General features: G+C 67.8%; 13 protein-coding genes and 2 pseudogenes. 6 read left to right on the top strand and 9 right to left on the bottom strand.

The window, feature by feature from the left end; all coding sequences use genetic code 11:
• Window positions 1-17: 17 nt before the first annotated feature.
• Both H7I57_RS09890 and H7I57_RS09885 read left to right on the top strand, forming a co-directional pair.
• Complete coding sequence (locus H7I57_RS09890; protein ID WP_264023276.1) at window positions 18-1,052, top strand: aromatic ring-hydroxylating dioxygenase subunit alpha; 1,035 nt, start codon at window positions 18-20, stop codon at window positions 1,050-1,052.
• Between the two features lie 20 nt (window positions 1,053-1,072).
• Complete coding sequence (locus H7I57_RS09885) at window positions 1,073-2,152, top strand: NAD(P)H-dependent amine dehydrogenase family protein (RefSeq protein WP_264023275.1); 1,080 nt, start codon at window positions 1,073-1,075, stop codon at window positions 2,150-2,152.
• A 3-nt stretch (window positions 2,153-2,155) separates the two neighbouring features.
• Here the strand turns inward: H7I57_RS09885 and H7I57_RS09880 are convergent, their stop codons facing one another.
• Entirely contained in the window at window positions 2,156-3,349 is a 1,194-nt protein-coding gene (locus H7I57_RS09880) for a cytochrome P450 (protein ID WP_264023297.1), read from the bottom strand.
• A 214-nt stretch (window positions 3,350-3,563) separates the two neighbouring features.
• On the opposite strand from H7I57_RS09880, the gene H7I57_RS09875 reads away from it, so the two are divergent.
• Entirely contained in the window at window positions 3,564-4,103 is a 540-nt protein-coding gene (locus H7I57_RS09875; protein WP_264023274.1) for a TetR/AcrR family transcriptional regulator, read from the top strand.
• Between the two features lie 77 nt (window positions 4,104-4,180).
• On the opposite strand, the gene H7I57_RS09870 is transcribed toward H7I57_RS09875, so the two are convergent.
• The 8 genes and pseudogenes from H7I57_RS09870 to H7I57_RS09835 form a co-directional block, all read right to left on the bottom strand.
• The gene (locus tag H7I57_RS09870; protein WP_264023272.1) at window positions 4,181-4,990 is read right to left on the bottom strand and encodes a hypothetical protein; all 810 of its coding nucleotides are present in this window, start codon (window positions 4,988-4,990) and stop codon (window positions 4,181-4,183) included.
• Between the two features lie 372 nt (window positions 4,991-5,362).
• Window positions 5,363-6,115 (bottom strand): annotated as a pseudogene (locus tag H7I57_RS09865) (ferredoxin--NADP reductase domain-containing protein); the annotation flags it as partial.
• A 1-nt stretch (window position 6,116) separates the two neighbouring features.
• Window positions 6,117-6,383: pseudogene (locus H7I57_RS09860) on the bottom strand (TetR/AcrR family transcriptional regulator); the annotation flags it as partial.
• A gap of 137 nt (window positions 6,384-6,520) precedes the next feature.
• Window positions 6,521-7,261: an SDR family NAD(P)-dependent oxidoreductase gene (locus tag H7I57_RS09855; protein WP_264023271.1), complete on the bottom strand. Its 741-nt coding sequence runs from the start codon at window positions 7,259-7,261 to the stop codon at window positions 6,521-6,523.
• A gap of 28 nt (window positions 7,262-7,289) precedes the next feature.
• Window positions 7,290-8,915 carry a dipeptide ABC transporter ATP-binding protein gene (locus H7I57_RS09850; RefSeq protein ID WP_264023270.1) on the bottom strand — a complete coding sequence of 542 codons (1,626 nt, stop codon included), beginning with the start codon at window positions 8,913-8,915 and terminating at the stop codon, window positions 7,290-7,292.
• Entirely contained in the window at window positions 8,912-9,787 is an 876-nt protein-coding gene (locus tag H7I57_RS09845) for an ABC transporter permease (RefSeq protein WP_264023269.1), read from the bottom strand. Before H7I57_RS09845 ends, H7I57_RS09850 begins: the two co-directional genes overlap by 4 nt.
• Window positions 9,784-10,758, bottom strand: a complete 975-nt coding sequence (locus tag H7I57_RS09840) for an ABC transporter permease (RefSeq protein WP_264023268.1) — start codon at window positions 10,756-10,758, stop codon at window positions 9,784-9,786. Before H7I57_RS09840 ends, H7I57_RS09845 begins: the two co-directional genes overlap by 4 nt.
• 3 nt (window positions 10,759-10,761) lie before the next feature.
• Window positions 10,762-12,321: an ABC transporter substrate-binding protein gene (locus H7I57_RS09835; RefSeq protein ID WP_264023267.1), complete on the bottom strand. Its 1,560-nt coding sequence runs from the start codon at window positions 12,319-12,321 to the stop codon at window positions 10,762-10,764.
• A 100-nt stretch (window positions 12,322-12,421) separates the two neighbouring features.
• Here H7I57_RS09835 and H7I57_RS09830 point away from each other — a divergent pair, with 100 nt between their 5' ends.
• The 3 genes from H7I57_RS09830 to H7I57_RS09820 all read left to right on the top strand — a co-directional run.
• Window positions 12,422-12,955, top strand: coding sequence for a hypothetical protein (locus tag H7I57_RS09830; RefSeq protein ID WP_264023266.1), 534 nt, complete (start codon window positions 12,422-12,424; stop codon window positions 12,953-12,955).
• An 87-nt stretch (window positions 12,956-13,042) separates the two neighbouring features.
• Entirely contained in the window at window positions 13,043-14,128 is a 1,086-nt protein-coding gene (locus H7I57_RS09825; protein WP_264023265.1) for an NAD(P)H-dependent amine dehydrogenase family protein, read from the top strand.
• The coding region (locus H7I57_RS09820) for an Hsp70 family protein (RefSeq protein WP_264023264.1) at window positions 14,129-15,655 on the top strand (1,527 nt) is incomplete at its 3' end.

The following is a 15,655-nucleotide window of genomic DNA, read 5'->3' as shown; positions in this document are numbered from 1 at the left end:
ACGCGAAGGGATCCTCGATGGCCAAGCCACCCCTGTCGATGAAACCGACTGGCTGGTTTCAGGTCGCGTGGTCCGACGAGATCGCCGTCGGTGACGTCCACACGATGAAGTACTTCGATCAGGAGATGATCGCCTGGCGCGCCGAGTCCGGTCAGGTCACGGTGATGAACGCCTACTGCGAACACCTCGGTGCCCACCTCGGCTACGGCGGCACGGTGAAAGGCGAGGTGCTGCAGTGCCCGTTCCACGGCTGGCAGTGGAACCAGCAGGGACGCAACGTGTGCATTCCCTACGAGGACCGACCCAACCGCGGCCGCCGCATCAAGACCTACCCGGTGGTCGAACGCAACGAGTCGGTGTACATCTGGCACGACATCGAGAACCGGGATCCGTTCTTCGACGCCCCCGACATCTTCGACGCCTTCGGCGATGACAGCAGTGCCGCGGACTACTACCCGCAGCAGCGGCTGTTCCGGCAGGGTCTGGAAATGCACCCGCAGTACGTGCTGGAGAACGGCGTGGACTTCGCGCACTTCAAGTACGTGCACAACACCCCGATCGTTCCGGTGTTCACCCGTCACGACTTCGACGACCCGGTGTCCTATGTCGACTTCACCATCACGTTCGAAGGTGACGACGGACAGAAGATCGAGGACGTCAACAGCGGGGTCGAAGCCATCAACGGCGGACTCGGCATCGCGGTGACCAAGAGCTGGGGGATGATCGACAACCGCACCATCTCGGCCATCACCCCGGTCGACGAGTCCACCTCCGACGTGCGGTTCATGGTCTACATCGGCCGCACCCCCGGGAAGGACCCCGTGCGGGCCGAGGCGAAGGCCACCGAGTTCGGTGCGGAGGTCATCCGGCAGTTCAGTCAGGACATCCACATCTGGGCGCACCAGCGCTACTCCGACCCGCCTGCGCTTGCCAGTTCGGAGCTGGAAGGGTTCACCGCGATCCGCAAGTGGGCGATGAAGTTCTATCCCGACGGCAAGGGCGGAAGCGCCGCCGAACTGGCCGCCGCCAACACCCGACAACCCAGCCAGTGACCGCTGCAGAAAGGCATTCCATGAGCGAGCCCATCCGCGTCTTCCAGGTCGCCACCGGAAACGTCGGCTCCGAGATGATCAAACGGATCGCCACCCAACCCGACCTCGAACTCGTCGGCGTGCACTGCTATTCGCCGGACAAGATCGGCAGGGACACCGGCGAACTCGTCGGGCTGGCACCCAACGGGGTGACGGCCACCGGCACGATCGAGGAGATCATCGCCGCGAAACCGGATGTGCTCACCTTCCACGGTGTCTTCCCGGATGAGGACCTCTATGTCCGGATTCTCGAGGCCGGCATCGACATCGTCACCACCGCAGACTGGATCACCGGGTGGCACCGCGACCGCAACCACCCGCACTCCTCGGGCAAGCCGGTCACCCAGCTGCTCCAAGAGGCCTGTGAGAAGGGCGGTTCGACGTTCTACGGCACCGGGATGAACCCCGGCGTGAACCAGATCCTCGGCGTCGTGTGCTCGGCGGACGTCGCCGACATCGAGAACGTCACCACGATCGAATCGGTCGACGTGTCCTGCCACCACTCCAGGGACACCTGGATCGAGGTGGGTTACGGTCAGCCCGTTGACGATCCGGAGATCCCGGGCAAGCTGGAGAAGTACACCCGGGTGTTCGCCGACAGCGTGCTGATGATGGCCGACTGCTTCGACCTGACGCTCGACGAGGTCAAGTTCAGCTACGAACTCGGTGCGTGCACGAAAGACGTCGACCTGGGCTGGTATCAGCTGCCGAAGGGCTCGCTGGGCGGCAACTACATCAAGTACCAGGGCATGGTCGACGGCGTGGCGCGCGTCGAGACACACCTCGAGTGGCAGATGACTCCCCACACCGATCCGAGCTGGGACATCAAGGGCTGCTACATCACTGCGATCAAGGGTGATCCGAACATCTACAACAAGCACATGATCTTCCCCAAGCCCGGCGTCGACCTGTCCGATCCCGCCAGCTTCGCGTCCATCGGCATGACCGTCACCGGGATGCCTGCGCTCAACTCGATCGAGTCCGTCGTCCGGGCAGCTCCTGGCCTGATTACCAGCGCCGACCTGCCGCTGCGCGGTTTCGCCGGACGGTTCGCGCTGTAGCGACTAGTGGACGGCCAGGACGAGGCGTTCGAGGCGGCGCACCAACAGGCTGGGCAACCATCGGCCGGTTTCCACCACCTCGATCCTCGTCGTCTGCGACAGGAGATGTTCGAGCACGATCCTGGCTTCCATGCGGGCGAGGGCGGCACCGACGCAGAAATGGGCGCCCCTGCCGAAGGCAATGTGCCCCTTGCCGTTCGCACGATCGAGCCGTAACTCGTCGGGCGACTCGAAATGCGCGGGGTCCCGGTTGGCCGCTCCCCACAGAAGGATCAACCGCGACCCGCCGGGCAGGTCGTGACCGGCCAGGGTGCAGTCACGCAACACGTGCCGGTAGTGACCGCGAAACGGCGGTTCAAACCGCAGTACCTCCTCCAGGAACACCGGTATCAGGCCGGGGTTTTCGCGCAATTGCCGCTGTACCTGCGGTCTCGTCGCCAGGATGCTGGTTGCGGAGCCGATCAGCGACGCGGTCGACTCCCCGCCGGCGCCGAACAAGGTGATCATCATCATCTGCGCGGTCATGACGTCGAGTTCGCCTGTGGCACAGGCGGTAGCGAGGTCGCCGAGGAGGGTGTCCCGCGGATTGCCGTCCTCCTGCGCGAACTTCGTCGCGACGTATGCGGCCAGTTCCATCGCCGCGGTACCAGCGGCAGCCAGTTGTTCCTGACCTACCAGCCCCTCCAGCAGTTGAGTGCTTGCATAACCCCAGGCGGCGAGTCGGTCGGCATCTTCGTCAGGGACACCGATCAGCCGGCACACCACCATCATCGGAAGGCGGTTGGCCACCGCGCTCATCCACTCGACGCGGTTGTCCTGTACTTCGTCCCGCCACAGAGAAGCGGTGGCCGCGGCGACGAACGATTCCAGCGCGCGGATGCGCTTGGCGGCCAACTGGGGAACGAGTTTCTTGCGATGTACCGCATGGGCCGGGTCATCAGCGATGGCCAGTACCTGAGTCGGACCGCCGAGCTCGTCCATCGGGAAAAGGCCGACGGTGCCATCGGGGTGGTAGGTCATGGTGCCGGTCAGATTCGACGAGAAGTCCTCCGGGCGCGCCACCGCGTCGTTGACGGCATCCCAACTACACACCGCGAAGAATCCGGAGTCGCCGACGGGGTGCACCGGGCCGTGGTCGAGCATTCGGCGGTAGAGCGGATACGGATTCTGAAGGGACTCGTCGGCGAACAACGCCATACCGAGTCGGCTGTCCTGGACTCTCACCCTTACAGGCTGAGACCGGCGGAGGCCCCCCGTCAACGCGATGGCGAAAGTCGGAAACCGCAGGTCGACCCGGTCCGATGGGCCGGTCTCAGCACCGCGGGCGGATCTGCGGCAACGCTGAGAAAGATTGGTGAAAGTGTCTCAGGTTGAGATACTTGGGCCGCGACTTCTCGAAGGGGCGACGACGATGGCACGCGATGACTGGCTTGTCGGTGACCGGCGTGACGCGGCCGCTGAGCGGATCTACGCTGCGGCCACCGAACTGATGGCGCGCGACGGGATCGACGCCTTCGACATCGTGGCGCTGCAGGCTCGGGTGCACTGCTCGCGGGCCACGATCTACCGCCACGTCGGAGGCAAGACTCAGATCCGCGACGCGGTGCTGGCACGGGAGGCGGAGCGCATCGTCGAGTCGGTGCGCACCGCGGTGCAGGGGCTGAGCGGTCCCGAGCGAACCGTGACCGCGGTGGAGGTGGCGCTCGATCAGATCCGGGCAGACCCGCTCGGGCAAGCGCTGCTGCGGCCGATGCACGGTGCATCCGGCATGCAGTGGATCGGCCGATCGGCCATGCCGCTCGCATTGGCGTCCGAACTCGCCGGCCTCACCGATGACCCCGTGGCCGCGCAGTGGATCGTCCGTGTCGTGCTGTCGCTCCTGTTCTGGCCTGTCGACGACCGCGGCACCGAGCGGGAGATGATCAGGCGTTTCCTCGCTCCATGCTGGTGAAATCGCCGTCGTCACGACCGCGAACGGACCTGCCGCCGCGCGGGTTCGCCCAAGGTTTCAGGCTCTAGCCGACCGCGTCACTCGTCAGTCGCGTCCGTCGCACCCTCATCGTCGGACTCGGAGTCCTGCGGGGCCGTGCTGGCCGACTCCTCTGCCTCCTGCTCCTCAGCCTCCGACTCCTCCGACTCCTCCGACTCCTCGGCGTCCGACTCCTCGGCCTCGGCCTGCTCCTCCTGCAGGTCCTCCTGCTCGTCGGCGCCCTCGGCGCCCTCGCTGTCGTCGCCGGCCGGCGGCACGTCGGAGTCACCGGCCTCGTCGGGAACATCCGCCGCGACTGCCTCGGTGCCGGAGTCCTTTTCGGCCACCGACTCGTCGTCAGTCACGGCCGCCGCGTCGTCGACGAGTGCGTCCGAAGCTTCTGGCCCGTTCGGAAACGGGACGACAAGGGGCCGACCCGGCTGAGGGGGCAGTGGGCGCCTCCACTCGGGCGGGCTGTCCACGGGTCCGCGGTCGGGCAGAGTGACGATCGGCGGCAGACCGGGTATCGCGAGATAGAGGTTGTCCACGACGATGTAGAGGCCGGCCAGGAAGGCGTCGTAGGTCATCTCGCCGAGATTCTTGAGCACTCCTTCACCGCGAAGCATGTCGGTGCCGTTGAAGACCGCGCTCGCGACGAGGGTTTCGCCGAAGTTGACGGCGATGTACATCTGCTTGCCGAGGTAGCCGAGTTCGTTGGCGAACGTGTGGAAGTCGGTGCGCGCCGCGTTGCGGAACTCGATGAACTGGTCGTCTATCTGGTCCGGGGTCGAGGTCGACTCCTCGGCGACCGACGCCGCATTCGGCGCGGCGTCACCGCGTCGTGAATTCCTGTCCGGTGCGATTGTCAACGGCCATGGGTAGAGCATGCGCGACGATGCGGTCAGATTAACCGGAGTGAACGACTCGGCATCGCTGACTGCCATTGCAGGCCGCTCCATCGGCGTAGCCATGATCGTGGCCCCGGTGACCGCTGCGACTGCCACCGCAGCGCCCGACCGCATGACAAAACCCATGATATTCCCCCAATTCTGATGTCTGCTGTGCAAGCAAAATAGCACCGACGGCTGAGTGAGGGAAGGGCAATGCTATTAGCTGGTGGCCATCTGGCGGTTTAGCTGGGACGTAGTAATTGACGTTGCTGTCATCCAAGTTTCACCGCGGCTGTGCTGCACGGTCGAGAGCATCTCCTCGACCGTGACGAACTTCGTCCTGGGACGGGCGTCGGTCACGCGCCCGCGGATGTGCGGCACGGTGCCTGTCGACTCGTCGAACGGCAGACCGGGGATCGGCACGCCGCGGTAGCCGATCGAGCGCAGCACCAGCGACGTCTCGATCACCTCGGAGCCGTTGATCCGCAGACCCTCGACGGCATCGGTGCCCTCGACAGCGGTCGGGGTGTGGTGGAACCGGAAGGCGATGCGCTTGTTGCCCGGCCGCGGCACCCGCCGCGCGTACTCCCGCGCGATCTCGAGTTTCGTCGCGGTCTCGATGTCGTCGCCCGGATCTGGCGCCAGCTCGGCGTCGAGGCCGGGGTCGTCGATGACGACGTCGACATTGGCCAAGTGGCCGAGCGCCAGGAACTCGCCCACGGAGAACGCCGCGTTGCGCGGGCCCCGGCGGCCGAGGATCACCACCTCCTCGATCGAGTTGTGCGACAACGCCTCCAGCGCATGCTCGGCGATGTCGGTGCCGTGCAGCCCGTCCGGGGCCATCAACAGCATCCGCGCGACGTCGAGGGCGACGTTGCCGTTTCCGATGATGACCGCCTGCCGGCCTGTCAGATCGAACCGGTGCCCCGCGTGGTCCGGATGACCGTTGTACCAGCCGTCGAAGTCGGAGGCTGGATGGCTGCCGGGCAGGTCTTCTCCGGAGATGCCGAGGTCACGGCTGGTCGAGGAACCCACTGCGTAGATCACCGCGTGGTGATGATCCAGCAGATCCCGGTGACTGAGATGCTTGCCGATCTCGACATTGCAGCGCGGGTTCGTCGGCGCCGACGAGCGCCATGTCGTGCATCGTGGCGCTGACCCGACTCTTCGTCGTCTCGTTGACGTCGACGTGCAGGGGAGCGTCGCTGAGCAGATCCAGGTAGATGGTCGCCACCAGGGCGTTCTTGGACGGAAAGTAGCGGTAGGCGCTCGCCGGTGAGACCCCGGCCCTGGCGGCCACACTGCGCATCGACCTGGCGGCGTAGGTCGTCTCCCGCAGCTCAAAAAGACCCGCGGCTACCACCTTGCGAATCGTCTGGCGGGGCCGCCGGTCGGGCCGTCGAAGTACGTACGGCTCGTGTACGGAGCGATGGTTCTGCCGGCGTTTCGGAGACGACCTCGAGCCAGAATGAGACAGGTGTCCACTGGGGGAGTGGGCACCACGCGGGGCTAGCCTGCGCCCTTGCCGTTGTCCACCCGGTACACGGCCCCGTGGATCGCTGCGGCATCGTCGCTGGCCAGGAACGCGATCACCTTGGCCACGTCGACGGTCTCCATGAACCCGCGCGGCGAGGCGATGCGCATGATCAGGTCCCAGTCGGCGTTCTCCGGCGCCTGGAACTCGGTTGTCTGCGCCGTCGGCATGCCGCCGGGGCAGACCGCGTTGACCCGCAGGCGCTCCTTGGTGAACTCGACGGCCAGCGCGCGGGTCAGGCCGATCAGCCCGTGCTTGGCCGCGCAGTAGCCCGCCGAGTAGACCTCGCCCTCGACGCCCGCGATCGACGACACATTGACGATGTTGCCGCCGGTCTCCAGCAGGTGGGGCAGCGCCGCGCGGCACAGGTAGAACGGCCCGTTCAGGTTCACGGCGAGGTCGGCGTCCCAGTCGTCGTCGGTCATCGTCGCCGTGTGCCGCATCTGGTGGAAGCCGGCGACATTGGCGAGGATGTCCAGTTGCCCGAAGTGTGCGACGCAGTCCGCGACGGCCTGGGCGCACGCCTGCGGCGAAGCGATGTCCACCGATGCGAAAATGCCGCCCGGGACGTCGGCGAACACCTCCGCCATCCGCGAACCGTCTCTGGCGATGCCGAAGACCTTAGCGCCCCGCTCCGCGAACAACCGGGCGGTCGACGCGCCCAGACCCGCCGACGCGCCGGTGACCAATGCGACCTTGCCGCTCAGCTGACTCATGCCCACGACCTTCTCACGGGCGGCGGCGCTAGACGGCGGCGCGCGGCGTCGCCGGCGGGACAGCCGCCAGCAGGTCGCGGGTGTACTGGTTCTCGGGGGCGGCGAACAGCTCACCGGCAGGCCGGTTCTCGACCACCGCGCCGTCGCGCATCACCAACACGTCGTGACTCAGCTGTCGGATCACCGCCAGGTCATGACCGATGAGCAGGTAGGTCAGCCCGAGTTCGGTCTGCAGCCGGGACAGAAGATCGAGCACCCGCGACTGCACCGACACGTCCAGCGATGCGGTCGCCTCGTCGAGGATGAGCAGGTCGGGCTCGGCGGCCAGCGCGCGGGCGATGCTCACCCGCTGGCGCTGACCGCCCGAGAGCTCGTGGGGGTACCGCTGCGCGAAAGCGGTCGGCAGCCCGACCAACTCGAGCAGTTCGTCGACCCGCTCCCGGCGCGCCTGCGCGCCGCCCGCCAGCCCGTGCACCTTCAGGGGTTCCGAGATCGAGACATCCACGCGGGCACGCGGATTCAGCGAGGAGAACGGATCCTGCAACACCAGCCCGATGCGGCGACGCAGCGCCTTGGCCCGGGATCCCTTCACGCTCAGGATGTCTGTGCCGTCCAGCGTTGCGCTGCCGCCATCGGGCTTCACCAGCCCGGTCAGCACGGCCGCGACCGTCGACTTCCCCGAACCGGATTCGCCCACCAGGCCCAGCGTCGTCGCGCGGCGGATCCGGAAGGACACGTCCTTGACCGCGTGCACCGTGGACCGGCCCACCGGGGTGGACACCGAGAAACGGACATCGAGCCCGTCGACCTCCAGCAGCGACTCGGCGTCGGCGGGGGCCGCGCCGGGGCCGGCACCGTCGAGTACCGGGCGGGCGGCCAGCAGGTCGCGGGTGTACTCGTCGCGCGGCCGGTCGAACACGTCCATGATCGGCGCCTGCTCGACGGTCACGCCGTCGCGCAACACGGTCACCTCCCGGGCGACCTGTCCGATCACGCCCAGGTCGTGGCTGATCCACACGACCGCGGTGCCGAAGTCGCGCTGCAGCGCCCGCACCAACTCGATGATCTGCGCCTGCGTCGTGACGTCCAGCGCCGTGGTGGGCTCGTCGGCGATCAGCAGTTCGGGGTCACAAGCCAGGGCGATCGCGATCATCACGCGTTGGCGCTGCCCGCCCGAGAGTTGGTGGGGGTATGCGTGCAACCGCATCGCAGGCTCGGGCAGACCGACGGCCTCGAGCAGTTCCAGTGCCCTGGTATTGGCTTCCCTGCGCGTCATTCTGCGATGTGTCTCAAGGGATTCGGTGATCTGGCGTTCCAGGGTCAGCAGCGGGTTCAGTGAGGTGCCCGGATCCTGGAAGACGAAGCCGATCCGGGCGCCGTGCACCCGGCGCAGCACCCGCGGCGATGCACCCACCAGCTGCACCGGTTCGCCCGCCTCGCCGGTGAGCGTGCTGGTACCCGACACCCGTGCCCCCGGCGCGTCCAGCAGCCCGGTCGCCGCGAGCACCGTCATCGACTTGCCGGACCCCGATTCGCCCACGATGCCCACGGTCTGCTCTCGGTGGACATCGAACGACACCCCGTCGACGAGCGTCCGCGCGCCGATGCGCACACCGAGGTCGCGCGCGCTCAGCACCGGTTGCGGGCTCGTCACTGCTGCCTCCGGGCCTCGATGGTGGTGCGTTGCTTGGGATCGAGCACGTTGCGCAGCCCGTCACCGAACAGGTTGAACGCCAGCACGATGAGGAAGATCGCCGCACCGGGGAACACCGCCATCCACCAGGCCATCGTCGCGAAACCCTGGGAGTCGAAGATCATCCGGCCCAGCGACGGCTGCGGGGGTTGGATGCCCAGACCCAGGAACGACAGCGCCGCCTCCGCCAGGATCGCGAAGGCCAGCGACAGCGAGGTCTGCACGATCAGCGGGCCGGAGATATTGGGCAGGATGTGCCGCCGGAGGATGTACAGGTCGCCGGTCCCCATGGCGCGCGAGGCCGCGACGTACGGTTCGGTGCGGACGCTCAGCGCGCTGGCGCGCGCCACCCGCGCGAAGATCGGCGTGAACACGATGCCGATCGCCAGCATCGTGGTGGTCACCCCCGGCCCCAGGATGGCCACGATCGCCAGGGCCAGCAGCAGCACCGGGAACGCGAACATCACGTCGACGACCCGCATCAGCACCGCGTCCAGCCACCCGCCGCGATACCCGGACACCACCCCGACAGCCACCCCCACCACCACGGCGAACGTCACGCTGACGACGGCGATCCGCATCGAGGCCTGCATGGCGACCAGCACCCGGGACAACACATCGCGGCCCAGTTCGTCGGTGCCGAACCAGTGCGAGCCGCTGGGCGATTGCAGCGCGTTGGGGACCTCGACGTCGTTCACCCCGTACGGGGCGATCCAGTTCGCGGTCAGCGCGACGACCGTCACCAGAACCAATGTCACCGCGCTGATCAGCGTGATCGGATTGCGCGCGAGCAGCCGCCAGGACGAGACCCTGGTGGTTTCCGAGGTCGTCATGCCAGCCGGATCCTCGGGTCGACCACCGCGTAGAGCAGATCCACGAGCAGGTTGATGAGCAGGAACAACGCGGCGATCAGCAGCACCGCACCCTGGATGAGGGGGTAGTCGCGGGCAGCGACCGCGTTGAAGACCAGCCGGCCCAGCCCCGGCCAGGCGAACACCACCTCGACGACGATCACGCCGCCGAGGATCGTCGCCAGCTGGATGCCGGTGATCGTCAGGATCGGCACCAGCGCGTTGCGTACGGTGTGCCGGAACGTGACCACACGGGGCGAGAGTCCCTTGGACCGGGCGGTGCGGACATAGCCCATCGCGGCCACCTCGAGCACGGCCGAACGGACATATCGCGTCATGATCGCCGCCGCCACCACACCGACGGTCAACGCGGGCAGGACGATGTGCCGCAGCCAGCCCGCCGGGTCGTCGAACAGCGGCCGGTACCCCGAGGTGGGCAGCCAGCCCAAGGTCGTCGAGAACAGCGCGATCAACAGGATGCCGAGCCAGAAGTCAGGCACCGAGACGCCGAATTGGCTTGTCACACGGATTATTCCGTCGCTGAGCCGGCCCTCCCGCAGCGCCGCGTAGATGCCGGCGGGCAGCGCGATCGCCAGCGCGATGACCATGCCGGCGATCCCCAGTGACAGCGTCGCCGGGAGCCGTTCCAGCAACGCGACGGTCACGGGGTCACCGTTGCGGAAGCTGACGCCGAGATCACCGGTGAGCGCCGAGCCGAGGTAGCCGAAGAACTGTGACACGATCGGCTGGTCCAGACCGCTGGCCGTCCGCAGCGCCTCGTAGGCCTCCGGGGTGTAGCGGGTTCCCAGCGCGATGCGGACCGGATCCCCCGGCACCAGATGCACCAGCGCGAAGACCACCACGAGCACCCCGAGCAGCACCACCGCCGAGTACACCAGCCGGCGCGCGACGAACCGGGTGATCGGATGGGTCAGCACGGAAACAGCGGCCACGGTCTAGACACCGCCGTCCGGGTTCATCCTCGCCTCTCGGAACCGGACGGCTCCGTCACGGCGCGCCTGATATCCCGACAACGCCGGATTCCAGGCCTGGATCACCGACGGGTTGTACAAGAAGATGTAGCTGACCTCGTCGGCGATCAGCGTTGCCGCCTCGGCGTAGTCGTCGGCGCGGGCATCCCTGTCGGTCTCCACCCGGCCCGCGTCCAACAGGCGGTCCACCCCGGTGTCGGAGAACTTCTGCGCGTTGCTCGTCCCGTCGGTGTGGTGCTGGGCGTAGTAGAAGTCGTCGGGATCGATGTTGCCCAGCCAGCCCATCATCAGCATGTCGAAGTTGCCGGAGTTCTGCTCGTCGAGCCAGGTGGCGAAGTCGACGGTGCGGATGTCGACGGTGATGCCAAGGGAGGACAGGTTGTCGGCGATGATCTGGGCGGCCGTCACCGTCTCCGGGTAGTCGGTGGTGACCAGCATGTCGAGCTCCGACGGCGCCGCGCCCGCTTCCCGCAGCAGCTCGCGGGCGCGGTCGAGCCCTTCCTCGCTGCCACCCTCGCGGTACCTGTCATACGGCGTGTACCACGGATTTCCCTGCGGTATCGCGAGCTGATTGATCTCCGCGGTGCCGTAGCTGGTGGCCTGGACGATGGATTCGCGGTCGATGGCGTACGCGATCGCCTGACGGACCCGCACGTCGTTCCACGGGGCGCGGGCCTGGTTGAGCGCCAGATACCAGTAGTCGTTGCTGGGGGTCACCGCCAGCGTCACCGAGTCGTCCTCACCCAGTTGCGCCACCCGCTGCGGCGGAATCGAATCGGTCCAGTCGACCTCGCCGGCCTGCAGCGCCGACAGGGCCGTCGACGGCTCGGAGATGAAGCGGAAGGTCACCCCCGTGATGTCGGGGGCGCCGCCCCAGTAGTCGGGGTTGGCCGCCAGCATGATGGAGTCGCCGCTGCGCTGATCGCGGAAGCTGAACGGTCCGGTGCCGATCGGGCGGGTGGCGATCTGTCCGCTCTCGACATTGCGGCGGGACACGATCGCCATGCCCTTGAACCCGCCGAGGTTGGTGAGCATGTTCGGCACCGGGCGGTCGGTGCGGATCACCACGGTTGACGGGTCCGGCGCCTCGACGGCGGTCACCGCGCTGAACTTGTCGGAGTTGGGGAGCTCTTCGTCGATGATGCGGCGGTAGGAGAACACCACGTCGTCAGCGGTCAGCGGAGTGCCGTCGTGGAAGACGACGCCGTCGCGCAGCCGGAAGGTCCAGGTGAGTTCGTCGGGGCTGACCTCCCACGATTCGGCCAGCGCGGGCTGCATCTGCAGGTTCTCGTCGGGTTCGACGAGGGTGTCGAAGACGTTCTCGAGGACCTCGAACGAGAAGTACGCGGTGGTCTTGTGCGGGTCCAACTGGTCGGGCTCGCCGGCGATGGCCGCCACCACGCCGTCGGCCCCGGCGCCCAGATCCACCCGCTGCCCGGTCGAGCAGCCGGTCAACGCGACAGCCAGGGCGAGGCCGACAGTGAAGATGCGGAAAACAGCGGTCGAGACCGCCGTTCTCGCCATGTGCACCACCCCGGATTCGGACCTGCCTCGGTTCTACTACCCATCGGCCGAGGCGACAAATCCGTGACTTTGTCCGTCACCGACTGAAATACTCGACCCCGTGAAGATCCTGCGCAGTCTCGCCGCCATCCCCGCGGCGCTCGTCGTTCTCGTCGGGACCGCTCTCGGCCTCGCGGTTCCGGCGCAGGCCGCGCAGGTCATGGAGGGGGTCTACAACTACACCGCGGCGGAGGGGGAGTCCGGGACCTGGACGATCTATCCGACGTGCGTGCCGGTGGTCGGAGACCTGCGCGAGCCGCTGTACCTGCCCGTCGGCTGCAAGCTGCACGTCGCCGCGTCGGGGGACCTGACCGGCGGCGACGCGGTGCTGGTCGGCGGCGTCTGGAGCTTCACCACACCCAAGCAGGAGGGCATGCGATGCCCCGACGGCAGCTGGGCGCCCACGGTCGAGACGTTCAAATTCGACGACGCCACCATGTCGGGAACCCGCAGCGTCTCCCACAACGGCAACTGCGGCCTGCAGCCCGGGATCATCAACACGCCGTTCACGCTGTCGTTCAACAAGCCGCTTCCGCTGCCGGTCACCCGGTATCCGCTGATCTGCGAGCCGGGCGGGCTGCGTCGCTGCTTCTGAGGCCGACCGCACACCGGGTGCGGCGGAACAGCGTCGGGGACAACAGGGCGGCCTGGTGACAGACCGACGAGACGAAAGGCGGCGCATGTGAGGAATCCCGGCGTCAAACGCGTGGTGGTCTGGGGAACCGGATTCGTCGGCAGAATGGTGATCCCCGAGGTCGTCAAGCATCCCAACTTCGAGTTGGTGGGAGTCGGCGTCAGCAACCCGGACAAGGTCGGGCAGGACGTCGGGGAGCTGTGCGGTCTCGGCGCTCCCATCGGGCTGACCGCGACCGACGACGTCGACGCGCTGATCGATCTGCACCCCGATGCGTTGGTGCACTACGGTCCGACGGCGGCGCACGCCGAGGCGAACATCGCGCTGATCACCCGCTTCCTGCGCGCCGGCATCGACGTCTGCTCCACCGCGATGACACCGTGGATCTGGCCGACCATGCACCTCAACCCGCCGAACTGGATCGAGCCGATCACCGTGGCGTGTGAGCTGGGGGAGTCGTCGTGCTTCACCACCGGCATCGACCCCGGCTTCGCCAACGACCTGTTCCCGATGACGCTGATGGGACTGTGCTCGGAGGTGCGCCGGGTCCGAGCCTCCGAACTGCTGGACTACACCAACTACGAGGGCGACTACGACCGCGAGATGGGAATCGGCAGGCCGCCCGAGTACCGGCCGATGCTGCAGAACCCCGACATCCTGGTATTCGCCTGGGGTGCAACGGTTCCCATGATCGCACATGCGGCGGGGATCATGCTCGACGAGATCACCACCACGTGGGACAAATGGGTGACGCCCGACGAGCGCAAGACCGCGAAGGGGATCATCGCCCCCGGCAATGTCGCGGCCGTGCGGTTCACCATCAACGGCGTGTACCGCGGCGAGACCCGCATCCAACTCGAGCACGTCAACCGCATCGGCAACGACGCGGCACCGGACTGGCCGTCGGGCAACGAGAACGACGTCTACCGGGTGGACGTCGAAGGGACGCCGAGCATCTTCCAGGAGACGGCCTTCCGGTTCACCGACGGTTCGGGACGCGACGCGGCAGCGGCGGGATGCCTGGCCACCGGGCTGCGCGCCCTCAACGCGGTGCCTGCGGTCAACGACCTCTCCCCGGGCTGGGTCACCGCGCTCGATCTCCCCCTGATCCCGGGAGCGGGGACCATCCGCTAGATGGCAGACGGAACAGGCCTGTCGGTAGGAGCCAGCAGGCTCACGGCTGTGGTCGTCGATCGTACCGCCGTGTCGCGAGCGCCGGTGTTGACCCTGTACCCCCACCGGCCGCCGGAAGTCGGTGTGCCGTCGGAGAATCCGAATCTCTCCGAGCCCGGGCTGATCGTCACCGATTTCGTCGACCGCGTCGGTGACCCGATCCCCATCGTCGCCGCCGACGGAACCGCCCACCGTGCCGAGGCGCTGCTGGCCGAGGCGCTGCAGGCGATGGTGCGCACCGTCGCGGCGGGCGGGCCGGTCGGGCCGATCGCCGTCAGTCATCCCGCCCATTGGAGCCCGGCGGCGGTGGCCGCCCTGCGGGCCGTCCTCGCCGGGGCGGACGAGTTCGCCCACTCCGGCGGACCGCTTCTCTCCGACGCCGAGGCCGCGCTCATCGCGCTCGCCCGCGACCCGGGTCTGCCCACCCGGGGCGTCGTCGCGGTGTGCGATTTCGGGGGGACCGGCACCAGCCTGACGCTCTTCGACCTGGCGGCAGGCACCTCGGCGCCTGCGCCGCTGGCGCCGACGGTGCGCCATGCGGACCTGTCCGGCGCCCTCATCGACCAGGCGTTGATGAAACATGTGATCGACGGGATGTCCGAGGCGGGCACGCTCGACCTGTCCGGTACCTCGGCGATCGACTCGCTCGGCAGGCAGCGGGCGCAGTGCCGCGTCGCCAAGGAACAGCTGTCCACCGGCGCCGTCGCCTCGATCACGGTCGACGCGCCCGGGGGCCGCACCGATGTGCGGATCACCCGCGACGAACTCGATGCGCTCCTGCACCCGCCCCTCCGCGAGTTCGCCGAGGTGATGCAGACAACGTTGGAGCGCAATGGAATTCGGCCAGGAGGCGTTGCCGCCATCGCGTCGATCGGAGGTGGTGCCCGGATGCCCGCTGCCACCACGGCGCTTTCCGAAAGATTCCGGGTCCCGATCGTGACCACTGCACATCCGGAGCTGACGGCGGCCATCGGTGCGGGCCTGCACGCGGTCCGCGCCACCGCGCAGGAGGGGATGACGTCGGCGGCGCCGGCCGCCTTGCCGATCGCGGGTGCGGCGGAGTCGCCGCCGGCAGAAGCGTCTTCGGGAACTTTCCGGGCTCTCGCGTGGTCGGATGCCGACGACATTCCGGACTACGTCCCCGAGTACGGCGCCCCGGCTGAACTCGCCGAGTACGGCGACCCCTCCGAGGTCCCCGAGATCGACGGACCGCGGCCGAGCCTGCAGTTCACGCAGGACGGCGACACCGGCGACACCGAAGACACACACCGGACGCCGTGGTACCGCAGGCCAGCGGTGCTCGCCGCGATTGCCGCCGCCGTCCTCGCTGCCGTGGCCGTGGCGGCGGCCCTGCTGTCGCGCGAAGACGGAACGTCGACGCCGACCACGCCGTCGCCCACCACGACCACCACCGCGCCGTCGCCGGGGTCCCCGCTGCCTGCCCCGCCACCGCAGCCGGCCACCGAGGCGCCGGCGTCGAGAACCCAA

The organism is Mycolicibacterium pyrenivorans (assembly GCF_025821625.1).
Classification (GTDB): domain Bacteria; phylum Actinomycetota; class Actinomycetes; order Mycobacteriales; family Mycobacteriaceae; genus Mycobacterium; species Mycobacterium pyrenivorans.
This window is presented reverse-complemented; position numbering and strand designations above follow the sequence as displayed.

Excerpts from the sequence above, each read along its gene's own strand:
- H7I57_RS09890 (WP_264023276.1), top strand. The coding sequence starts at position 18 with ATGGCCAAGCCACCCCTGTCGATGAAACCGACTGGCTGGTTTCAGGTC.
- H7I57_RS09885 (WP_264023275.1), top strand. The coding sequence starts at position 1,073 with ATGAGCGAGCCCATCCGCGTCTTCCAGGTCGCCACCGGAAACGTCGGC.
- H7I57_RS09880 (WP_264023297.1), bottom strand. The coding sequence starts at position 3,349 with ATGGCGTTGTTCGCCGACGAGTCCCTTCAGAATCCGTATCCGCTCTAC.
- H7I57_RS09875 (WP_264023274.1), top strand. The coding sequence starts at position 3,564 with ATGGCACGCGATGACTGGCTTGTCGGTGACCGGCGTGACGCGGCCGCT.
- H7I57_RS09855 (WP_264023271.1), bottom strand. The coding sequence starts at position 7,261 with ATGAGTCAGCTGAGCGGCAAGGTCGCATTGGTCACCGGCGCGTCGGCG.
- H7I57_RS09845 (WP_264023269.1), bottom strand. The coding sequence starts at position 9,787 with ATGACGACCTCGGAAACCACCAGGGTCTCGTCCTGGCGGCTGCTCGCG.
- H7I57_RS09835 (WP_264023267.1), bottom strand. The coding sequence starts at position 12,321 with ATGGCGAGAACGGCGGTCTCGACCGCTGTTTTCCGCATCTTCACTGTC.